The 21075-nt window shown below is 35.6% G+C and carries 22 protein-coding genes and 1 other annotated feature; of the genes, 21 read left to right on the top strand and 1 reads right to left on the bottom strand.

Annotation, left to right across the window (positions count from 1 at the left end; translation table 11 throughout):
- Positions 1 to 113: 113 nt before the first annotated feature.
- The 17 genes from ADJ83_RS00365 (at position 114) to ADJ83_RS00290 (ending at position 17950) form a co-directional block, all read left to right on the top strand.
- Positions 114 to 764 carry a tetratricopeptide repeat protein gene (locus ADJ83_RS00365; RefSeq protein ID WP_031538867.1) on the top strand — a complete coding sequence of 217 codons (651 nt, stop codon included), beginning with the start codon at positions 114 to 116 and terminating at the stop codon, positions 762 to 764.
- 33 nt (positions 765 to 797) lie between these two features.
- Entirely contained in the window at positions 798 to 3215 is a 2418-nt protein-coding gene (locus ADJ83_RS00360; protein WP_031538868.1) for an ATP-dependent RecD-like DNA helicase, read from the top strand.
- Positions 3216 to 3475: 260 nt separating this feature from the next.
- Positions 3476 to 3664: a hypothetical protein gene (locus tag ADJ83_RS00355; RefSeq protein ID WP_016202904.1), complete on the top strand. Its 189-nt coding sequence runs from the start codon at positions 3476 to 3478 to the stop codon at positions 3662 to 3664.
- 56 nt (positions 3665 to 3720) lie between these two features.
- Positions 3721 to 3852 carry a YrzQ family protein gene (locus ADJ83_RS24675; protein WP_081836690.1) on the top strand — a complete coding sequence of 44 codons (132 nt, stop codon included), beginning with the start codon at positions 3721 to 3723 and terminating at the stop codon, positions 3850 to 3852.
- Positions 3853 to 3981: 129 nt separating this feature from the next.
- Complete coding sequence (locus ADJ83_RS00350) at positions 3982 to 5061, top strand: AI-2E family transporter (protein ID WP_031538870.1); 1080 nt, start codon at positions 3982 to 3984, stop codon at positions 5059 to 5061.
- 59 nt (positions 5062 to 5120) lie between these two features.
- Positions 5121 to 5354 (top strand) — a binding site (T-box leader).
- A gap of 86 nt (positions 5355 to 5440) precedes the next feature.
- Complete coding sequence (alaS, locus tag ADJ83_RS00345; RefSeq protein ID WP_031538874.1) at positions 5441 to 8068, top strand: alanine--tRNA ligase; 2628 nt, start codon at positions 5441 to 5443, stop codon at positions 8066 to 8068.
- A 75-nt stretch (positions 8069 to 8143) separates the two neighbouring features.
- The gene (locus ADJ83_RS00340) at positions 8144 to 8410 is read left to right on the top strand and encodes an IreB family regulatory phosphoprotein (RefSeq protein WP_031538876.1); all 267 of its coding nucleotides are present in this window, start codon (positions 8144 to 8146) and stop codon (positions 8408 to 8410) included.
- 4 nt (positions 8411 to 8414) lie between these two features.
- Positions 8415 to 8831, top strand: coding sequence for a Holliday junction resolvase RuvX (ruvX, locus tag ADJ83_RS00335; protein ID WP_031538877.1), 417 nt, complete (start codon positions 8415 to 8417; stop codon positions 8829 to 8831).
- Positions 8832 to 8844: 13 nt separating this feature from the next.
- Positions 8845 to 9132, top strand: a complete 288-nt coding sequence (locus ADJ83_RS00330; protein ID WP_031538878.1) for a DUF1292 domain-containing protein — start codon at positions 8845 to 8847, stop codon at positions 9130 to 9132.
- A 293-nt stretch (positions 9133 to 9425) separates the two neighbouring features.
- A complete protein-coding gene (gene mltG, locus ADJ83_RS00325) occupies positions 9426 to 10577 on the top strand; it encodes an endolytic transglycosylase MltG (protein ID WP_031538879.1) in 1152 nt (383 codons plus the stop codon).
- Positions 10578 to 10884: 307 nt separating this feature from the next.
- Positions 10885 to 11526: an O-methyltransferase gene (locus ADJ83_RS00320; protein ID WP_031538880.1), complete on the top strand. Its 642-nt coding sequence runs from the start codon at positions 10885 to 10887 to the stop codon at positions 11524 to 11526.
- Between the two features lie 2 nt (positions 11527 to 11528).
- Positions 11529 to 12458: a peptidase U32 family protein gene (locus tag ADJ83_RS00315; RefSeq protein ID WP_031538881.1), complete on the top strand. Its 930-nt coding sequence runs from the start codon at positions 11529 to 11531 to the stop codon at positions 12456 to 12458.
- Positions 12459 to 12477: 19 nt separating this feature from the next.
- Entirely contained in the window at positions 12478 to 13746 is a 1269-nt protein-coding gene (locus ADJ83_RS00310) for a peptidase U32 family protein (protein WP_031538882.1), read from the top strand.
- Positions 13747 to 13751: 5 nt separating this feature from the next.
- The gene (gene udk / locus ADJ83_RS00305; RefSeq protein WP_031538884.1) at positions 13752 to 14387 is read left to right on the top strand and encodes a uridine kinase; all 636 of its coding nucleotides are present in this window, start codon (positions 13752 to 13754) and stop codon (positions 14385 to 14387) included.
- A 453-nt stretch (positions 14388 to 14840) separates the two neighbouring features.
- Positions 14841 to 15317, top strand: coding sequence for a transcription elongation factor GreA (gene greA / locus ADJ83_RS00300; RefSeq protein ID WP_031538886.1), 477 nt, complete (start codon positions 14841 to 14843; stop codon positions 15315 to 15317).
- Between the two features lie 94 nt (positions 15318 to 15411).
- Complete coding sequence (locus ADJ83_RS00295) at positions 15412 to 17160, top strand: peptidoglycan D,D-transpeptidase FtsI family protein (RefSeq protein ID WP_031538887.1); 1749 nt, start codon at positions 15412 to 15414, stop codon at positions 17158 to 17160.
- A 148-nt stretch (positions 17161 to 17308) separates the two neighbouring features.
- Positions 17309 to 17950, top strand: a complete 642-nt coding sequence (locus ADJ83_RS00290) for a DUF1510 family protein (RefSeq protein WP_031538888.1) — start codon at positions 17309 to 17311, stop codon at positions 17948 to 17950.
- A gap of 46 nt (positions 17951 to 17996) precedes the next feature.
- Here ADJ83_RS00290 and ADJ83_RS00285 read toward each other — a convergent pair whose 3' ends face one another.
- On the bottom strand, positions 17997 to 18209 hold the full coding sequence (locus tag ADJ83_RS00285; protein WP_031538889.1) for a YrzA family protein: 213 nt from the start codon (positions 18207 to 18209) through the stop codon (positions 17997 to 17999).
- Positions 18210 to 18440: 231 nt separating this feature from the next.
- Between ADJ83_RS00285 and ADJ83_RS00280 the strand changes: the two genes are divergently transcribed.
- The 4 genes from ADJ83_RS00280 to ADJ83_RS00265 all read left to right on the top strand — a co-directional run.
- Positions 18441 to 19091, top strand: a complete 651-nt coding sequence (locus ADJ83_RS00280; RefSeq protein ID WP_031538890.1) for a class I SAM-dependent methyltransferase — start codon at positions 18441 to 18443, stop codon at positions 19089 to 19091.
- Between the two features lies 1 nt (position 19092).
- The gene (mtnN, locus tag ADJ83_RS00275) at positions 19093 to 19785 is read left to right on the top strand and encodes a 5'-methylthioadenosine/S-adenosylhomocysteine nucleosidase (RefSeq protein WP_031538892.1); all 693 of its coding nucleotides are present in this window, start codon (positions 19093 to 19095) and stop codon (positions 19783 to 19785) included.
- A 142-nt stretch (positions 19786 to 19927) separates the two neighbouring features.
- On the top strand, positions 19928 to 20851 hold the full coding sequence (gene cysK, locus ADJ83_RS00270) for a cysteine synthase A (protein WP_031538893.1): 924 nt from the start codon (positions 19928 to 19930) through the stop codon (positions 20849 to 20851).
- Positions 20852 to 21075 (top strand): PLP-dependent transferase (locus ADJ83_RS00265; RefSeq protein WP_048716355.1); only part of this gene is annotated, 224 nt, incomplete at its 3' end. It lies immediately after the preceding gene.

The following is a 21075-nucleotide window of genomic DNA, read 5'->3' as shown; positions in this document are numbered from 1 at the left end:
AAAAAGGGAGCTAAAAAAACTCCCACAAAAACTTGACTCAATCTTTGGCTATTGTTTAACCGAATTTTATTTAAAAATATGCTATACTACCAATAAGAAATGGAGTGTTTAAGATGGATAATAGTCAATTAGGAATACAATATATGCAAGAGGGAAAATGGGAGGAAGCAGCAAAGTTTTTTATGGACGAAATAGAGAAAAATCCCCAAAATGCTGTTTCTTATGTGAATTTTGGAAATGTCTTATCAGCTTTAGGAGATGACACAAGAGCATTGTCCTTTTATCAAAAGGCGATTGAAATAGATGATACTACTGCTGCAGCTTATTATAGTGCAGGCGCAGTTTACTATGAGAAAGAAGATTTGGAATCTGCTAAAACAATGTTTGAACAAGCACTAGCAAAGGGATTAGAAACAAGTGATAATTTCTTTATGCTAGGATTAACATATGTTGGTTTAGAAAAGGGGAAGCTTGCTATTCCTTATTTTCAACGTGCAGTTGAATTAAATAATCAAGATGCTGAGGCTTATTTCCAATTAGGTCTTTGCCTAGCACAAAGTGAATATATCGATGAGGCAATCACGCAATTTCAAGCTTGTATTTCATTAGATGCTACTCACGCTGATGCATACTATAATTTAGGGGTTGCATATGGTTTTAAAGAAGAGTCAGAGAAAGCAAAAGAAATGTTTGATAAGGCTCTAGAAATTCAGCCAGATCATCTTCTTGCTGGCTATGGTAAGCAAATAATAGAAGGAAAATAATTTTCGAAGTAAAAAGTGAAAGGGGGATGACAGTTGAACGAGCAAAATTCTTTGGATCTTTTTGAAAAAGAAAAAAAGTACATAAAGGGACGTCACCTTGTTACTATTTTTCATAATGAACAAAATCTCTATTCTGTTATAAGAATAAGAGTAGACGAAACCAATCATGATTACGATGATAAAGAAGCAGTTATTACAGGCTATTTGCCAAAGATGAATGAGGAAGAAACTTATACATTCTATGGTGATTTTAAAGAGCATCCAAGATTTGGGCTACAGCTGCAAGCAACTTCCTTTCGAAAAGAGATGCCACAAACAAAGCAAGGAATCATCGCATATTTATCCAGCAATCTATTTAAGGGGATTGGGGAAAAAACTGCTGAAAATATTGTGGAAACATTGGGAGAAGAAGCAATTTCTAAAATTATGAATCAGCCGTCCATTTTGGATACGGTGCCTAAACTTGCTTCAGATAAGGCAAAGGTATTATATGATACGCTAATGAAAAACGAGGGCTTAGAACAAGCAATGGTTTCGCTCAATCAATTTGGATTTGGTCCACAATTATCAATGAAAATTTATCAAGTATATAAAGAAAATACAATAGAAACTGTGCAGACCAATCCTTATAAATTGGTGGAAGATATAGAAGGGATAGGATTTGGTAAAGCGGATGATTTAGGGGCACAAATAGGGATTATAGGAAATCACCCTGACCGATTAAAAGCAGGGTGTTTATATATTTTAGAGTTAAGCAGTAATCAAGAGGGACATGTTTACCTTCATGCTGAACATTTGCTAGAAAAAGTGAAAACACTACTGGAAGAAAATCAAAAAGAGGAGATTGAATTTTCGCAAATAGCAGATCAAATTATCCAGTTGGAAGAAGAAGGGAAAATTATAGTCGAAAATAAGAAAATATATTTGCCTTCCTTATTTTTCTCAGAAAAAGGACTTGTAAGAAATATTAAGCGAGTAATGGAACAGTCGGAGTACAAAGACCAATTTCCAGAGTCGGAATTTCTTCTTGCATTAGGAAATTTGGAGGATCGTATTGGTGTCCAGTATGCCCCATCCCAACGAGAAGCCATTCAAACGGCGTTGATGTCTCCGATGCTTATATTAACAGGGGGGCCTGGTACAGGAAAAACGACAGTAATAAAAGGAATTGTTGAATTGTATGGAGAATTGCATGGCTGTTCTTTGGATCCGAAAGATTATAAAAATGATGAGCCTTATCCTTTTATTCTTGCTGCACCTACCGGTAGAGCAGCAAAGCGGATGGCAGAGTCTACAGGTTTACCGGCAGTTACCATTCATCGCTTATTAGGGTGGAATGGTACAGGTACATTTGAGCGAGATGAGGATCATCCTCTTGAGGGAAAGATTCTCATTGTGGATGAAACGTCGATGGTTGATATATGGTTAGCTCATCAATTATTTAAAGCTTTACCAGAACATATTCAAGTGATAATAGTAGGGGATGAAGACCAGCTTCCATCCGTAGGGCCTGGACAAGTACTAAAGGATTTACTTGATTCAGCTTGCATCCCAACTGTTAAATTGAAAGATATCTATCGCCAAGCAGAAGGCTCTTCGATTATCGAACTAGCTCATGAAATGAAAAAGGGCCAGCTGCCAGCCAATTTACTTACACCACAGGGAGATCGCTCCTTTATAAAATGCTCTTCCAATCAAATTCCGCAAGCGATTGAAAAAATTGTCCTAAATGCCAAAAATAAAGGGTTTGCTCCTATGGATATACAAGTATTGGCTCCGATGTATAGAGGACCAGCGGGGATCGATCGATTGAATGCCATATTACAGGAGATATTAAATCCTAATCCTGATGGCACCAGGAAAGAGCTGAAATTTGGAGAGGTTACATACCGAATTGGTGATAAAGTACTTCAGCTTGTCAATCAACCAGAAAGCAATGTTTTTAATGGTGATATGGGGGAAATTGTATCGATTTTTTATGCGAAGGAAAATACAGAAAAACAAGATATGGTTATTGTCTCTTTTGATGGCATAGAAGCGACGTATACGAGACAGGATTTGAATCAAATAACGCTTGCTTACTGTTGTTCTGTCCATAAATCACAAGGAAGCGAGTTTCCAATCGTCATTATGCCAATAGTTAAAAGCTATTATCGGATGTTAAGACGAAATCTCATTTATACGGGCATCACAAGAAGTAAACAATTCTTAATTCTTTGCGGTGAAATAGAAGCGATGGAACTAGGCGTCAGCAGAAATGACGAATTAAATCGTCAAACGACCTTAAAAGAAAAAATCAAAGAAATGTTTGCAGATGTCTACAAACTAGATGAAAAGGCAGAGCTGTCCACAGAGAATTCTTTTGATTTATTGTACGAAGGCAAAATCAATGAGATTGACCCAATGATCGGCATGGATAATATAACTCCATATGACTTTATGGAAGTATAATGCGGTAAAATGAAATTCCCTCTTTAGGGGATTTTTTTTGCCAAAGTTTGCCCTACATGTTTTTAGAATCGTTAGCGAAAAATAGTAATGTTATTCTTCTTCGAATATTCCAGAACGATTCTAAATTTCCATGAAATAATCGCCAACTCCTAAGAAATTCTGGTATAAATGGATGCTGTTTTGAGCATAATGGGAATGCTTACCTGGAAATTCCTGTGTTTCGGGATTTTCATGAAACGAATATAATGAGGTGTTTTCCTATGCTCAAATGTCCAAATTGCCAGAGCAAAGATATTGGAAAAATTGGAATCAATCAATACTACTGCTGGAATTGCTTTATTGAATTATCGCTAACAAAAGGGATTATTCATACACATCAAGTTGAAGAAGATGGTAGTTTAAGTTCTTTAGACGATCTATTTGAAGAAGAAGAGCGTCGATTAAGCTAGGTTCTTCTCAAATTTAGGATTGGCGCTCTCTTCTATTAAAAGGGGTGCATAGTAAAATGGGTAAAGCGATAAACACAGCTCTAGCTATTGGCGCTGGAGTAGCAGCGATAAGCTATATGCAAAAAAATAATATGCTAAGTCAGAAGCAAGTAAAAAGAATGCAAAAAAAAGTAATGAAAATGTTCTAATGTATAGGAGGAAGACTGTAGAGTTGTTCGAAAATCTACAGTCTTTTTTATTGAACGGAAGGATATGGATTAGAAAGTGTATAAAAATTCCTTCTATCTCTCACAATAATTTAGGAGGGAGGCAAGGGAATGGACATAAGAATAAAATGGTATTACCGATTAGGATTTACATTATTGCTTTTTATTGTGTTATTTGTGTTCATAAAATTATCACCATTATGGTTACCCATTTTAAGTCTTATCACAAAAGTAATTACTCCTTTTATCATTGGAGCATTTATTACCTATTTATTGCATCCTATTGTAGAGATACTTCATAAAAAAGGTTTACATAGAGGATTATCTGTTGCACTTATCTATATGCTTTTTTTCGGTGGAATTGGATATGCCTTGTATAAAGGAATCCCCATTCTTATACAGCAGCTGGAAGAACTGACAGAAAGTGCTCCCAAGCTTGCAGAACAATATAAAGATCTCATTGACTCGATTCAAGATAAAATGGAATCTTGGCCATTTAATATTCAGGAAAGAGTTGACCGAGGAATCAGCATATTTGAAACAAAGATGGAATCCCTTGTGAATAAGGTAATTAATGGGGCGATGGCAATGATCAATTATTCGATTGTCATTATGCTTATTCCATTTATCTCTTTTTACATGCTTAAAGATATTGATGCGGTAAGAAAAGCTTTTAATGGATTAATCCCCAAAAAATGGCGCAATAGTGCTCATGTCTTTTTGGAGGATGTCAACGAATCATTAGGTAGCTATATAAGAGGACAATTATTAGTTTGTACAATTATTGGTGTCATTTCCATGGTACTATTTTGGTTTTTTCATATGAAGTTTGCACTAGTACTAGGAATCATTGTAGGAGTGACAAATGTTATTCCGTATTTTGGACCTATTATTGGTGCGATACCTGCTTTAATTGTAGCAAGTACTGTTTCGGTTAAAATGCTGATTATTGTGGTCATCATCATTATTATTCTGCAGTTTCTTGAAGGAAATATTTTATCCCCTTACATTGTGGGAAAAAGCACCCATATGCATCCACTATTTATTATGTTTGCTCTTCTTTTAGGGGAGGAAATAGGAGGATTGATTGGCATGATTGTTGCTGTTCCGCTATTATCTATAGCTAAAGTAGCAATTATCCATATGAGAAAACACTTTGGGAAAAAAGAGGCGGAAATAAAACGTATATAAATAGACCGATATTGACAATACTGCCTAATAATCAGTATAATTCGAATGAAGCATATATGGATAAAATGATGAAAGAAAAAAGTAGATTATAGACCACTTGTAAAGAGAGGAATTCCCTTTGGCTGAAAGGAGTTCTCAGTGAAGGATAATTGAAAGCTAGTTCTTGAATGCAGCTAATCCCTGCCGTGTTCCGCGTTAAGGACAATTGAGAGATGGATAATATATTTATAGTATCTTCGTATACTTTTATCCATAATCAGGGTGGTACCGCGAGCAATACTTTCGTCCCTGTCCAGGGATGGAAGTTTTTTTTATGCCGAAAAAAGGTTAAACTCTATATTTGCAAAAAAATACATACAGAGAAATAGGAGGAAATGTGATGAAGAATTTAACTGGTGCAGAAATCAGAAGTAAATTTTTGGAATTTTTCCAAAGCAAAGGACATGCAATTGAACCAAGCGCGTCTTTAGTTCCCCATGAAGATCCATCTTTATTATGGATTAATAGTGGAGTTGCTACATTGAAAAAATATTTTGATGGTCGGGTAATTCCAGAAAATCCAAGAATAACAAATGCACAAAAGTCTATCCGAACAAATGATATTGAAAACGTAGGGAAAACAGCTCGTCATCATACATTCTTTGAAATGCTAGGTAATTTTTCGATTGGTGATTATTTTAAAGAAGAAGCAATTGAATGGGCTTGGGAGTTTTTGACTGATGAGAAGTGGATTGGCTTTGACAAAGAAAAATTATCTGTAACCATTCATCCCGAAGATGAAGAAGCATATCTCTTATGGAGAGATAAGATTGGTGTACCAGAAAACCGAATTATTCGTTTAGAAGGGAATTTCTGGGATATTGGAGAAGGTCCAAGTGGCCCTAATACAGAAATTTTCTATGATCGTGGTCCTGAATATGGCGACGATATTAATGATCCAGAATTATACCCAGGTGGAGAGAATGACCGTTATCTAGAGGTTTGGAATCTTGTGTTCTCTGAATTTAACCATAATCCAGATGGCACTTATACTCCACTTCCAAAGAAGAATATAGATACTGGAATGGGCTTGGAGCGTATGGCATCTGTTGTTCAAAACGTTCCTACAAACTTCGATACAGATTTATTTATGCCAATTATACAAGCTACAGAACAATTGGCAAACGCTAAGTATGGAGAGAATGCTTCAAGTGATGAAGCATTTAAAGTAATCGCAGACCATATACGTACGGTTGCTTTTGCGATTGGAGACGGAGCACTTCCATCAAATGAAGGAAGAGGCTATGTTTTAAGAAGATTATTGCGTAGAGCAGTACGTTATGCAAAGAAAATTAACATTAATCGTCCATTTATGTTTGAATTAGTTCCAGTGGTTGCAGAAATCATGGTTGATTATTATCCAACTGTAAAGGAAAAAACACCGTTCATTCAAAAAGTAATGAAAAGTGAAGAAGAACGTTTCCATGAAACATTAAATGAAGGTCTTGCAATCCTTTCTGAAGTAATGGAGAAAGCAAAGGAAAAGGGCGTAATAGCAGGAGAAGATATTTTCCGCTTATATGATACCTATGGTTTCCCAGTTGAACTAACAGAGGAATATGCGGAAGAACAAGGTCTTGGCATTGATCATGAAGGTTTTGAAAGGGAAATGGAAAGTCAGCGTGATCGCGCAAGAAAAGCTCGTCAAGAAGTAGACAGTATGCAAGTTCAAAGTGGTGTTTTAGGGAATATCAAGGTAGAAAGTCAATTTGTTGGCTACGAACAGTGGGAAACAGAAGCAAAAATAGTTGCCTTATTAAAGGATGGAGAAGAAGTGGAGTCAGCAGAAGCTGGTGACGAAATTCAATTTATTTTAGATAAGACTCCATTCTATGCTGAGAGCGGCGGTCAAATTGCTGACAAGGGAATTGTGAAATCAACACATGTAACCATACGGGTAGAAGATGTTCAAAAAGCACCTAATGGTCAAAACTTGCATAGAGGAACGATTGAATCAGGAGCCATTATGGTTAAAGATGAATTAAAGGCTACGGTAGATCGCCAAAATCGTTCCAAAATTGTTAAAAACCATACAGCTACTCATTTATTGCATCAGGCACTAAAGGATGTTTTAGGAACACATGTCAATCAAGCAGGTTCCCTTGTACAACCAGATCGTTTACGTTTTGATTTCTCTCATTTTGGACAAATTACAGCTGAGGAATTAGATGAAATAGAAAAAATCGTTAACGAAAAAATTTGGGAAAGCATCGCGGTACAAATTGATTATAAAAATATTGATGAAGCAAAAGCGATGGGTGCGATGGCTCTATTTGGTGAAAAATATGGTAAAATCGTCCGTGTTGTTCAAGTGGGCTCATATAGCTTAGAACTATGTGGTGGCTGTCATGTAGACAATACTTCAGCAATCGGTTTATTTAAAATTGTATCAGAAGCAGGAATCGGTGCAGGAACTAGACGTATAGAAGCAGTAACTGGACAAGCAGCATATCAACAATTAACAGATCAAATTCATTTATTAAAAGATGCTGCAAATAAATTAAAAACAAGTCCAAAGGATGTTGCTACACGAATTGAAAGTCTTCTTACTGAAGTAAAGCAGTTACAACGTGAAAATGAATCGCTTGCTGCAAAACTAAGTAATATAGAAGCAGGAAATCTTGTAGAAAAAGTAAAAATGGTAAATGGGGTGCCGGTGTTAGCAGCATCAATACCAAATGTTGATATGAATAATTTACGTACAATGGCAGATGAATTAAAACAAAAAATTGGCTCTGTTGTATTAGTTCTTGGAAGTGCTAATGAAGGAAAAGTAAATATCATCGCTGGTGTTACGAAAGATTTAATGGATAAAGGCTATCATGCAGGGAAGATTGTTAAAGAAGTGGCTTCTATTTGCGGCGGCGGCGGTGGCGGTCGTCCAGATATGGCTCAAGCAGGCGGGAAGGATCCATCTAAATTAAAGGATGCCCTAGATTTTGTAGAAGATTATGTGAAATCCGTTTGATATTAGGGACAAGTAGTGTAAAATGTAGATAACTCTTAACAGAAATTGTTCGAAAAGGAAATGGGGTGTTTCAAAATGAGCTCATTCGATAAAACAATGAGATTCAATTTTCCAGAAGAACCATATGAACATGATGTAAAAGAAGTACTTTATCAAGTATATGAAGCACTTCAAGAAAAAGGGTATAATCCGATTAATCAAATAGTTGGTTATCTGCTTTCCGGGGATCCTGCTTATATTCCCCGCCATATGGATGCGCGGAATATCATCAGAAAATTAGAGCGTGATGAAATCATTGAGGAACTTGTGAAGTTTTATTTAAAACAGCAACGAGAGGAATAAACATATGCGAGTAATGGGCTTGGATGTTGGCTCAAAAACAGTTGGAGTAGCTGTTAGTGATGCTTTAGGATGGACAGCACAAGGAATTGAAACGATTCAAATCGATGAAGAAAAAGAACGATTTGGTCTAGAACGCATTGGATCCTTGATTGTTGAGTATGATGTAGGTAAAATAGTGGTTGGACTTCCCAAAAATATGAATGGTAGTATAGGCTTTCGTGGTGAAGCTAGCCAATTGTACGGTAAGCTTTTAGAAGAGCGATTTGAATTGCCAGTTATTTTTTGGGATGAACGACTAACAACAATGGCTGCTGAGAGAATCCTTTTAGAAGCAGATGTTAGTAGGAAAAAACGCAAAAAAGTTATTGATAAAATGGCTGCATCCTTGATCTTGCAAGGGTATTTAGACAGCCAAAAATAATGAGGTGGAAATAATGGAACACGGTGAAACTAATACAATTACAGTTGTAGACGAGCAAGGTAATGAACAATTATGTGAGATTCTGTTTACATTTGAATCGGATGAATTCGGAAAATCATATGTATTATACTATCCTATGGGCGAAGGAGATGACGATGAAGAAATCGATATCCACGCATCTTCTTTCATTCCGAACGAGGAAACAGGAGACGGTGAGCTTTCTCCAATTGAAACTGAAGAAGAATGGGATCTTGTTGAAGAAATGCTTAACACATTCCTTGCAGAACAAGAAGAAGAATAATTTACGGTTAAAAAGAGTCCATTTAGGGCTCTTTTTTTGCTTTGTTCTAAATAAATTGTTACATTTTTGACTATCAGTCTATGTAAATAAATAGAGCGATCCTTCGATTTCAAATCAGCATAATAAACGCCATAGTATCGGAAAATATCTGATGTTAAGTTACTATCCAGCTATGTTAGCCTCCCATCGACAGGTAAATTTTGATAAAAGCTACAAATTTCTTTGCAAAATATAGTATAATAGGTCGAGATATGTAAAAAAGTTTGATTGGTGTGTGTCAAGGAGGGAAAAGGTTGACTAAAAATAAAGACGAAAAGAATGCTTCAAAGAGTAAGAAAGAGTTATTTTTAGCTAATTTAAATCAGAGACAACAAGAAGCGAAATTAGTAAGAAGAATAGTGGCGATCGTTGCCCTTATATTGATTATAATTGTAGCAGTTGTAGGGACTTCTGGTTATTTCTATATAAAATCAGCACTTCAGCCTGTTAGTTCTGACAGTGATAAAGAAATTATTATTGATATTCCAATTGGTTCTGGTGTAAGCACTATTTCTCAATTGCTGGAAGATAATGGACTCGTAAAAAATGCGAAGGTGTTTAAATATTATGTAAAATTTAAGAATGAGTCGAATTTTATGGCAGGGGAGTATCACATGAATCCTTCCATGACGATTCAGGAAATCATTGAAAGCTTAAAAACAGGCAAGATTATGCAGGAGCCAATTTTTACTATGACAATACCTGAAGGCAAACAGCTCAAGGAAATAGCTGCTATTATTGCAGAGAAAACAAATCAAAAAGAAGAAGAAATTTGGAAGCAATTAAATGATGAGACATTTATCAAGGGGTTAATGGCACAGTATCCTGATATTCTGACAACAGAAATTTGGGCGAAAAATATTAAGTATCCACTTGAGGGATATTTATTCCCCGCCACATATTCTTATTATGAAGAAAAACCAACACTAGAATCAATCATCTCTGTCATGCTTGATAAAACAGAAAGTGTCGTAAATGCATATGAAACGGAGATTGCAAGAGATGATTTAACTGTTCATCAATTCTTGACAATGTCCTCTTTAATAGAAGAAGAGGCTACAAAAAATGTGGATCGAAAAAAAATTGCAAGTGTCTTCTATAACCGGATTGAAGAAGGCATGCCTCTGCAAACAGATCCTACTGTCCTCTATGCATTAGGTGAACATAAGGATAGAGTGCTTTATGAAGACCTAGAGGTAGATTCTCCATATAATACCTATCAAAATGTAGGCTTACCGCCTGGCCCAATTGCGAATGCTGGAACGATTTCCATGGAAGCTGCATTACATCCGGAAGAAACCGATTATTTATATTTTCTAGCTTCGAAAGATGGGAAAGTATACTTCTCTAAATCGCTTAATGAGCATAATGAATTGAAAGCTAAATATATTACAGAGAATAATTAAAAAAGAGACTGCAGGCAAAAAAATTGCTGCAGTCTTTTTGTCTAGTTTAATCTATTTTGATTTCCATCCTAGATTGTTCGAAAATTCGTCAAAATTATACGGTGTTTACCTTTGATAACCGAAGATTTATTAGCATTCAACAATATTTTATGATAAAATAGTACAAGTGTTTTTGAGTATATATTAGTCAATTACCCGAATTTCATACACATTTAATGAGTTGTTAGGTTCTTATTCAGAAGCTAACTATTTTTAGGTAGAAGACAAAAAAGGATAGGGCTTTAAGGAAAATAGGAGGGACTCATCCTTGCAAAATAAACAAATCCTGGATTACATTGAACAATTAATTCCAGAAAGAAATGAGCAATTGCGAGAAATAGAAGAGTATGCTCGACAAAATGAAGTTCCAATCATGGAGTTAGTAGGAATAGAAGCATTATTACAATTATTGCGTATTCAACAGCCTAAAAAAATCTTGGAGGTTGGTACAGCAATTGGCTATTCCGCATTAAGAATGGCAGAGGTACTCCCGTTTTCTCAAATATTAACGATTGAAAGAGACGAACACCGGTATTTAGTAGCGAAAGAAAATGTAAAAAAGCTTAAAAAGGAATCACAAATAATCTTATTGCAAGGTGATGCCCTTGAACTCGATTCCGCTGTAGAACATTATGGACCGTTTGATGCCATTTTCATTGATGCAGCAAAAGGACAGTATCAAAAGTTTTTTAATCTATATAGCCAATTTTTATCAGCTGACGGAATCGTATATACAGATAATATACTATTTCATGGCTTAGTTGCAGAAAGGGAGATAGAGAGTAGAAACCTTCGCCAATTAGTACGTAAAATAAGAAATTACAATCAATGGCTAATGGAAAATCAGGAATACCACACAGCGATTTTGCCTGTCGGAGACGGTATTGCAATTAGTAAAAAGAGGGGATAATCATGAAAAAACCGGAATTACTAGTAACGCCAACCAGCATAAATGATATTGAGCCACTTATTGATAATGGAGCAGATGCATTTGTGATTGGTGAGCAAAAATTTGGTTTGAGATTAGCTGGTGAATTTGATCGTGAGGCAACAAAAAAGACGATTGAAATAGCTCACCAAAGAGGAAAAAAGGTTTATGTAGCTGTAAATGCTATTTTTCATAATGATAAAATAGAGGATGTAACAGAATATCTTCGTTTTTTAAATGATGTGAAAGCAGATGCTGTTATCTATGGAGATCCAGCTGTTTTAATGATTGCTAGAGAAGTAGCTCCAAGCTTGAAATTACACTGGAGTACAGAAACGACAGGAACGAACTGGTATACGTGTAATTACTGGGGGCGAAAAGGAGCGAAAAGAGCAGTTCTGGCGAGAGAAATTAGCATGGATGCTATTATTGAAACAAAAGAGAACGCAGAAGTAGAAATAGAAATTCAGGTTCATGGAATGGCAACAATGTTTCAATCAAAACGTACTTTGCTAGAACACTATTTCCAATATCAAGGGAAAGAAGTGGAATTGGAAGCGAGCAAAACGGATAAGAATTTATTTCTTCATGATAAAGAAAGAGCAAATAAATACCCTATTTTTCAGGACGAAAATGGTACGCATATTATGAGTCCAAATGATATTTGTATTATTGATGAGCTTCAAGACCTTATAGAAGCTGGCGTTGACTCTTTTAAAATTGATGGTCTTCTAAAAGATTCAGCATATATTATTGCAGTTACTGGTTTTTATCATAAAGCAATATCCATGTACTTAAATAATCCAGGTCAATATGACGAAGAAAAAGATAATTTACTTGCTGAAATAGAAAAAATTCAACCACCTAATAGACCATTAGATACAGGATTTTTCTTTAAAGAAACGGTTTACTAAAAAATGGAGGAGAAGGGAAATGACTATAGTTAAAGATCCTATTTCTGAAATAAGAGATGGAAAAAGAGTAATTATAAAGAAACCGGAACTATTAGCACCAGCTGGTAATCTAGAAAAATTAAAGATCGCTGTTGCTTACGGGGCAGATGCTGTATTTATTGGTGGGCAAGAGTATGGACTTCGTTCGAATGCTGGAAACTTCACTTTTGAAGAAATGAAAGAAGGAGTGGAGTTTGCGAAGAAATATCAGGCGAAAGTATATGTAACAACTAATATTTTTGCACATAACGAAAATATCGATGGATTGGAAGATTACTTATTAGGTTTACAGGCAGCAGGTGTTCACGGAATAATAGTTGCCGATCCTTTAATCATTGAAACTTGTCGACGAGTAGCACCGGAAATTGAGGTCCATTTAAGTACACAGCAATCTCTTTCAAATTGGAAGGCTGTTCAATATTGGAAGGAAGAAGGATTAGAACGTGTTGTGCTTGCTCGTGAAACAAGTGCTGATGAAATAAAAGAAATGAAAGAAAAAGTAGATATTGAAATTGAAACCTTTATCCATGGTGCGATGTGCATCGCTTATTCAGGCCGTTGTACATTAAGTAATCATATGACTGCTAGAGATTCAAATCGTGGTGGTTGCTGTCAATCCTGTCGTTGGGACTATGATTTATACAAGCTAGAGGGAGAAGAAGAACAGGCTTTATTTACGGATGGGGATGCCCCTTTTGCAATGAGCCCGAAAGACTTAAAACTAGTTGAATCGATTCCTCGTATGATTGAACTAGGTATTGATAGTTTGAAAATTGAAGGTAGAATGAAATCTATTCATTATATAGCAACAGTTGTTAGTGTATATCGTAAAGTTATTGATGCTTATTGTGCTGATCCAGACAACTTTATCATTCAAGAGGAGTGGCTAAAAGAACTGGATAAATGTGCAAATCGAGAGACAGCACCTGCTTTCTTTGAGGGACAGCCAGGGTATAAAGAGCAAATGTTTGGAAATCATAGCAAAAAGACTACATTTGACTTTGCTGGTTTAGTGCTGGATTATCAAGAAGATACAAAAATGGTAACATTACAACAAAGAAACTTCTTTAAACAGGGGCAGGAAGTCGAATTTTTCGGTCCAGAAATCGATAATTTTACAATGGTTGTTGAAAAAATTTGGGATGCAGATGGCAACGAAATCGATGCAGCAAGACATCCGTTACAGATTGTTAAATTCAAGGTGGATCACCCTGTTTATCCAAATAATATGATGCGAAAGGAGCTTTAATTAGCATGCAGCCGAAACCAGTAGTAATAGGTGTCGCAGGTGGCTCCGGTTCTGGAAAAACAAGTGTGACAAAAGCTATATTTGACCATTTTAAAGGACATTCCATTTTGATGCTCGAACAAGATTATTATTATAAAGATCAATCTCATTTACCTTTTGAGGAGAGATTGAAAACAAATTATGATCATCCTCTCGCATTTGATACGGAGTTATTAATAAGCCACATTCAAAAATTATTAAATTATGAGTCAGTGGAAAAGCCTGTATATAATTATGCCATGCATACCCGTTCAGAGGAAACGATACTAGTTGAGCCAAAGGATGTAATTATTGTTGAAGGTATTTTAATTTTAGAAGATGAAGGTCTAAGAAATTTAATGGATATGAAGCTGTTTGTGGATACAGACGCTGATTTGCGTATTATCAGAAGATTGATGAGAGATATCAAAGAAAGAGGAAGATCCATTGACTCCGTGATTGAACAATATGTAAATGTAGTTCGCCCGATGCATAATCAATTTATAGAACCAACGAAAAGATATGCAGATGTTATCATTCCAGAAGGCGGCCATAATCATGTAGCAATTGACTTGATGGTTACAAAAATTCAAACAATTCTTGAACAAAAATCGCTTTTATGAAACAATAGATAGTATTCATTAAAAAGTACTTAGATAAATTTAGGCTGGGACAAAAGCATTTAGAGAGTCCGACTTTATAGATTTACTATTTAGTTTGATCCCAGCTTCATTTTTCCCAATAATGATTATGTAAGTACCAATAAGTTAAGATAACAGGAAGAAGAGGAATAGAGTGTTAGAAGGCAATGGAGGAAACAAAGTGAACTTCATTAAAGGGAATCAATTTTCAACAAAAACCACTAATCAGTAAAAAAATGTTTAAACAGAACGGTTAATCTGGTAGAAAATGCTTTCTTTTTTCCTCAATCCGTATTAAACTCATTCTATTAGAAAAAAAGCGCGTCTATCCAAAGTTGTCGTGCTAGTATCTTTAATACATAATTTATTAGGGGCTTTTAGAAGAGCATATATGTTATTTTTTCTATTAATCCCATACTTGAAGGAGTGAAGATTTTGGCAATTGAAAAAGAATTTCCAATGACATTAGCAGGTAAAGAAAAATTAGAACAGGAATTAGAGCAATTAAAAACGGTAAAACGTAAAGAAGTAGTAGAACGTATTAAAATTGCACGTAGTTTCGGAGATTTATCTGAGAACTCAGAGTATGATTCAGCGAAAGAAGAGCAAGCATTTGTCGAAGGTCGTATTACGACAATTGAAAATATGATTCGTAATGCAAAGATAATCTCTGAAGACGAACTTGATCGTGACACAGTTTCTCTTGGAAGCTCTGTAACCTTTATCGAGCTTCCAGATGGAGAGGAAGAAACATATACCATCGTTGGTAGTGCGGAGGCAGATCCGTTTGAAGGGAAAATTTCTAACGATTCTCCAATTGCCAAAAGCTTATTCGGCAAAAAAGTTGGAGACAAGGTAATTGTACAAACTCCAGGTGGAGAAATGAATGTACAAATCGTTACAATTAAATAAGTATGATTTAAATAAGTTGGTAACAATATAAAAAGTTATCATGACTTGTTTATAAAGGAGACACCTCGTCAACACTCTTGATGAGGTGTTTTTTATGTGGAGAAAAAGAATAGTTGGCATTGGCATTGTTTTTTTATTTGCCCTTTGTGTTTTGCTTGGTCGGTTAATACAAGTTCAGTTAGTAGAGACAAACCATTTTACTAAGCATAATATTAATTTGGTGGAAGCAAGTGTAAAGCAAAGATCTCAGGAAATGGAATTAGACAATGGTCGGGGAACCTTTCTTGATAAAAATGGGGATGCTCTAACACATCAGACAAAAGCGGTTTTAATATTATTTCCATTTTTAAATAAAATGGATTGGGATAGCAAAAAAGTAGCGGATATTATTGGGACAAGTGAATACAATGTAAAGAAAAGTATAGAAGATGCCGAAGATCCAGTAGTATTTGGAGGTAAGGAACCTTTAGAATTAACAAGCAGTCAAATGTCTGCTATCAATAAGCTAAAAATACCAGGTGTATTTGCTGCGGAGAAAAAATTTCATATCAATAACAATATGGCTGAACAATTGCTTGGTATTACTGGACAAAACTACGAAGAACTTCAAAAGCGTTATCCAGATAGAGAACTATCAAGTAATACATTAATTGGCTTAACCGGATTGGAAAGAAGTTTTGATGAATTTCTGTTGCCAGATGGGGAATCAAAGCTTGTTTACCATGTAGATGCAAAAGGAGGACCGCTATTTGGCTTAAATGTTAAATATGTAGAACCAGCGAATCCTTTTTACCCTGTCAATGTTCGAACTACGATAGATACGGAATTACAAGAGATGGCTGAAAGATTAGTGGATGAACAAGGCATAAAGAAGGGTGGACTTGTTCTGTTGGATCTCGAGGATAATTCTGTTGCAGCCATGGTGTCAAGACCAAAGATAAATAAAACAAATCCATATCAGACAGACGGAGTAAATAACTATATGCTGAAACAGCAAATTGTTGGATCTGTTTTTAAAACCGTCATCGCAGCTGCCGCAATTGATAACAAATTGGATGACCCTAATAGGCAATTTAATTGTAGTAAAAAGATTAACGGTGACCCAGACCCAAATTATCAGCATGGGATGCTAAATTTTACAGAAAGTTTTGCTGTTAGCTGTAACAATACATTTGGAACATTAGCAAAAGAATTAAAAGACATAGATGAGAACTTAATCGAAGAATATGCCGAGAAATTATCCTTAACTAGTTTAGTTGGCTGGGAAGGAAGTGTTTTTCATTCAGCAGATTTTCAGCAGTTTAGTGGAGAAGAAAAGGGGAGAGTGTTTCTTAATGCGGAAGCAAAACAGGACAAAAACTTTGTTGCATTAACAGGTATCGGCCAACATGAAGTTCGAGTTACACCACTAGCTGTTGCCAATATGATGGCTACCATTGCTAAAGGAGGGACGAAGGAAAGTGTACAAATCGTATCAGATATTCAATACAAAAATGGAACGACCTTTTACTCTTTTGATAAACAAGAGCTAGACGGGGAAAGTTTATCTCCTTATACTGCATCAAGACTGCAACAGCTATTAAGAGAAGTTGTTAGAAAAGAGAAAGGGACCGGGAGATGGTTTCAGGATCTTCCTTACACGGTTGCGGGTAAATCAGGAACGGCGGAAACAGGCGTATTTCAGGATGGTAAGCAGCTTCATAATAAATGGTTTGCAGGTTACTTTCCATTTGATAAACCTAAGTATGCTTTAGTAGCGGTAAATTTAGATGTCTTTTCAGATGAAGGGGGAGTAAATCAACTTTTTGCCGATGTAGTAAAGGGGATATATGAAAAGCAGTAAGCTCAGGGACCGATAAAGGAAAATACATAGGGTTCCTACTTTTCTAAAAGCGTACTAACATGTTAAAATATGAACAGTGAAAAAGAATGGAATGGGAAGCCGTGCTTATATAGATAGAATGGAAGAAGTCAATAGGAGGAGAAACACCTTGAGTAAAGAAATAAATAATGAAAATAGCACAAGATATCAACAGAGATCCAAGAGAAAGAAAACGAATCTTATTTTGAATGGGTTAATTATCGCCGTAATTTTATTAATCGGATTCGTATCTTATTCTATTTTTCATACGAACGATGAAAATAATGCAGGTAAAAAACAATCGAGCGGTACGAATACAGGTCAGGAAGCAACAAATGACGAAACAGCTAAAACAACTGAATCTGACGAAGCAACGAATGAGGAAGATACACAAGTAGATGAAGAAGCAGCGGAATCGGAAAATGGAGAAATGGTAACAGAAGGGGGAAGTGATTCCAATGTAGTCAAGACAATAGAGAATTCTTCCTGGGAGCCAGTAGGAACAACACAAACTGGTGAGCATGTTGCATCATATTCAGAAGGTGTGGATTGGAAGGAGCAAGTAAAAGCCTTGTCCTATGCGACTGGATTAGATAGTAATAATATGACAGTGTGGTTCCTTGGCAATAACAACAAAGATCCACAGAAATCAATAGGGACCGTTTCTTCGAAAGACCAATCTGAAAAATATAGAGTGTATATTGAATGGGTTGACGGAAGCGGTTGGAAACCGACAAAAGTAGAGGAAATAAAAGATTTAAATATTCGTTAAGAGTGAAACTGGAGGAAAGACTCTCCAGTTCTTTTTTTGGTTTGTATTAAAAATTCTTTTTCAGTTTGAAATGCACAACAGCTGTATAATAAGGCCGCCCATTATCTAGTAAAGTAACCTGATGAGAAACTGAGTGCACTGAGAGTAGAATGGATTTATTTACTTCAATCTGTTCATTTATTTTTTTCTCGATTGTTTTCAAACTCTCGCCTTCAAAAAATTCTACTTTATCTTCGATTAATTCTAATTGAATATTCATGTATAACTCCCTTTCTACTACTAGTAAAAATATCATAACATAAGCAAACGATGGAAGAATAATAAAATAATGAAACACGCAAAAGAGAGTTATTAAAAAATAGGGAAATAACTTACTATTATAAGTTTGTTGATAACAGGAAGAAAGATATGATAAATTAAGAACAAGAAATATTTTAAAGCATAGTATACTGATAGGAATTGTATATTATAACAACAGGGGTGCAGAGCTATGGGAAAAGAGTTCCTAGAAATCTTTGAACAATGGGCTGAATCTTATGATGATAGCCTCACTAATGATATTGAATATGAAGAAGTATTTTGTCATTATGACCATATATTAAACAATGTTGCTAAGCGTTCCACTGGCCATGTTGTAGAATTTGGACCGGGAACTGGGAATCTAACACTTCAATTGATTAAAAAAGGATTTAAGGTTACAGCGATTGAACCATCAGCTGCTATGCGAAAAATTGCAAAGGAGAAAATTGGTGCAAGAGCACAGCTAATAGAAGGAGATTTTCTCGAATTCAAGTTAGATTTTATACCAAATACATTTGTAAGTACCTATGCATTTCATCATTTAACCGATCAAGAAAAAGAGGAAGCGATTAAACAGTATAGTAATTTCCTGCCTATAGGTGGTAAAATAGTGTTTGCTGATACAATGTTTGTCACGAAAGAAGCATACGATGAAGCAATAAAGGTAGCGACCGAAAAGGGACAGCAGCATTTAGCAGAAGACTTACAAAGAGAATACTATACAACAATCCCTTTTCTAACGGAAATCTTAGAGAAAAATGGCTTTTCTGCTCATTTCGAGAAGATGAATGATTTTGTTTGGATTATGGAAGGGGAAAAAATAGACGAAAGAGGTAAATGAATTGAAAATCGCAATTATCGGGGCAATGGAAGAAGAAGTAATTTTATTACGTGAACGAATAACAAACAAGAAAGAACACACAATCGTTGGATTTCAATTTGTTGAAGGGCAATTATACGGTAAAGAGGTTATCCTACTTCGATCAGGTATAGGAAAAGTAAATGCGGCAATGAGCACAACAATCCTCCTTCAGACATTTAAACCAGATTATCTTATTAATACTGGATCAGCAGGGGGACTAAATCCGGAATTAGAAGTAGGAGATGTGGTTATTTCTAACGACGTGCGCCATCATGATGTTGATGCCACAATTTTTGGTTATGAATATGGGCAAGTTCCACAAATGCCTGCAAGTTTTAAGGCAAATGAAAGGTTAATTGATATAGCTGAACAGAGTGCCAAGGAAATTGGAAATCATGCTGTAGTAACAGGTTTGATTACAACAGGTGATTCGTTTATTAATCAACCTGAAAAAGCAGCATTTATTAAATCAAAATTTAATCAACTACAAGCAGTTGAAATGGAAGCAGCGGCTATTGCTCAAGTAGCATATCAATATAACATTCCATTTGTTATTATTCGTTCCTTATCTGATATTGCTGGTAAAGAATCCCACTTATCCTTTGACCAGTATTTAGAAAAGGCAGCTGTACATTCAGCAAATCTAGTTATGGGAATCGTTAGCAGAATCTAAAAGTGGCGGAGGGTTAAAAACCCTTCACCTTTCTTTTTCTATAAAGTCGAGTAATCCAATAAGAATAATAAGAAGTAATTATATTATGGATACCACGAAATTTTCAACAAAAAGGGTAAGAATAAAATAGGGGGTGTAGAGTTTGAATGTTTATCAAAATGTACATCAATTAATTGGCCATACACCTATTGTGGAGCTGACAAATTTTCCATTACCTAAAAGTGTTCGGTTATTTGCGAAGTTAGAATATTATAATCCTGGTGGAAGTATTAAAGATCGATTAGGCTATGAATTAATTCAAGAAGCATTACAAAGTGGAAAGCTAACTAAAGGTGGAACGATTATTGAACCTACTGCAGGGAATACAGGAATTGGGCTGGCACTAGCATCCTTAAATACAGGAGTAAAAGTAATGGTTTGCGTACCAGAAAAATTTAGTATGGAAAAACAAGCAATTATGAAGGCATTGGGAGCAGAAATTATTCATACACCAACCTCATTAGGAATGAGTGGTGCAATAGAAAAGGCAAAGGAATTGCATCAAGAAATTCCTAATTCTTATATCCCAGGACAATTCGAAAATGAAGTGAATCCAAATACGTATTATAAAACGCTAGGGCCAGAAATTTGGGAGCAATTAAATCATCAAGTCGATATATTTGTCGCCGGAGCCGGAACGGGTGGTACCTTTATGGGAACGGCTCGATATTTAAAAGACCAAAATCCAGCTGTTAAGTCAGTAATAGTAGAACCAGAAGGCTCTATTTTAAACGGTGGACAAAGTGGACCCCATAAAACAGAAGGAATTGGAATGGAATTTCTGCCAGATTTTATCGATCGAAAATTTTTTGACCAAATCTATACGGTTTCAGATTCAGATGCTTTTCATTATGTAAAGCTTGCTGCCGAAAAGGAAGGTTTACTTGTCGGTAGTTCTTCAGGCGCAGCTCTTTATGCAGCTGTTCAAGTAGCGAAGAAAGCAAGAAGTGGTAGCAATATCGTGGTGGTTTTTCCAGATTCTAGTGATCGTTATATAAGCAAAAAAATATTTGATGGAGGAATTTAAATGAAAAGAAAAACAAAATTAATACATGGTGGAGTTCCAAGCGATCCGCATACCGGCGCAGTAAATGTTCCTATCTATCAAGTGAGTACTTATAAACAGGACGGTATTGGAAACCATAAAGGATTTGAATATTCCAGAACTGGTAATCCAACTCGTCATGCATTAGAAGAACTCATTAAGGATTTAGAAGAAGGAACAAGAGGTTTTGCTTTTAGTTCCGGTAT

It is taken from the genome of Bacillus sp. 522_BSPC (assembly GCF_001076885.1).
In the GTDB taxonomy this organism is placed as follows: Bacteria; Bacillota; Bacilli; order Bacillales; family Cytobacillaceae; genus Niallia; species Niallia hominis.
This window is presented reverse-complemented; position numbering and strand designations above follow the sequence as displayed.

What these genes read in the sequence shown, in the direction of transcription:
- udk (WP_031538884.1), top strand. Translation starts at nt 13,752, where the DNA reads ATGCAGCCGAAACCAGTAGTAATAGGTGTCGCAGGTGGCTCCGGTTCT.
- ADJ83_RS00350 (WP_031538870.1), top strand. Translation starts at nt 3,982, where the DNA reads ATGGACATAAGAATAAAATGGTATTACCGATTAGGATTTACATTATTG.
- ADJ83_RS00315 (WP_031538881.1), top strand. Translation starts at nt 11,529, where the DNA reads ATGAAAAAACCGGAATTACTAGTAACGCCAACCAGCATAAATGATATT.
- ADJ83_RS00330 (WP_031538878.1), top strand. Translation starts at nt 8,845, where the DNA reads ATGGAACACGGTGAAACTAATACAATTACAGTTGTAGACGAGCAAGGT.
- ADJ83_RS00295 (WP_031538887.1), top strand. Translation starts at nt 15,412, where the DNA reads ATGTGGAGAAAAAGAATAGTTGGCATTGGCATTGTTTTTTTATTTGCC.
- ADJ83_RS00355 (WP_016202904.1), top strand. Translation starts at nt 3,476, where the DNA reads ATGCTCAAATGTCCAAATTGCCAGAGCAAAGATATTGGAAAAATTGGA.
- ADJ83_RS24675 (WP_081836690.1), top strand. Translation starts at nt 3,721, where the DNA reads ATGGGTAAAGCGATAAACACAGCTCTAGCTATTGGCGCTGGAGTAGCA.
- ADJ83_RS00280 (WP_031538890.1), top strand. Translation starts at nt 18,441, where the DNA reads ATGGGAAAAGAGTTCCTAGAAATCTTTGAACAATGGGCTGAATCTTAT.
- alaS (WP_031538874.1), top strand. Translation starts at nt 5,441, where the DNA reads ATGAAGAATTTAACTGGTGCAGAAATCAGAAGTAAATTTTTGGAATTT.
- ADJ83_RS00285 (WP_031538889.1), bottom strand. Translation starts at nt 18,209, where the DNA reads ATGAATATTCAATTAGAATTAATCGAAGATAAAGTAGAATTTTTTGAA.
- ADJ83_RS00310 (WP_031538882.1), top strand. Translation starts at nt 12,478, where the DNA reads ATGACTATAGTTAAAGATCCTATTTCTGAAATAAGAGATGGAAAAAGA.
- ADJ83_RS00365 (WP_031538867.1), top strand. Translation starts at nt 114, where the DNA reads ATGGATAATAGTCAATTAGGAATACAATATATGCAAGAGGGAAAATGG.
- ADJ83_RS00340 (WP_031538876.1), top strand. Translation starts at nt 8,144, where the DNA reads ATGAGCTCATTCGATAAAACAATGAGATTCAATTTTCCAGAAGAACCA.
- ruvX (WP_031538877.1), top strand. Translation starts at nt 8,415, where the DNA reads ATGCGAGTAATGGGCTTGGATGTTGGCTCAAAAACAGTTGGAGTAGCT.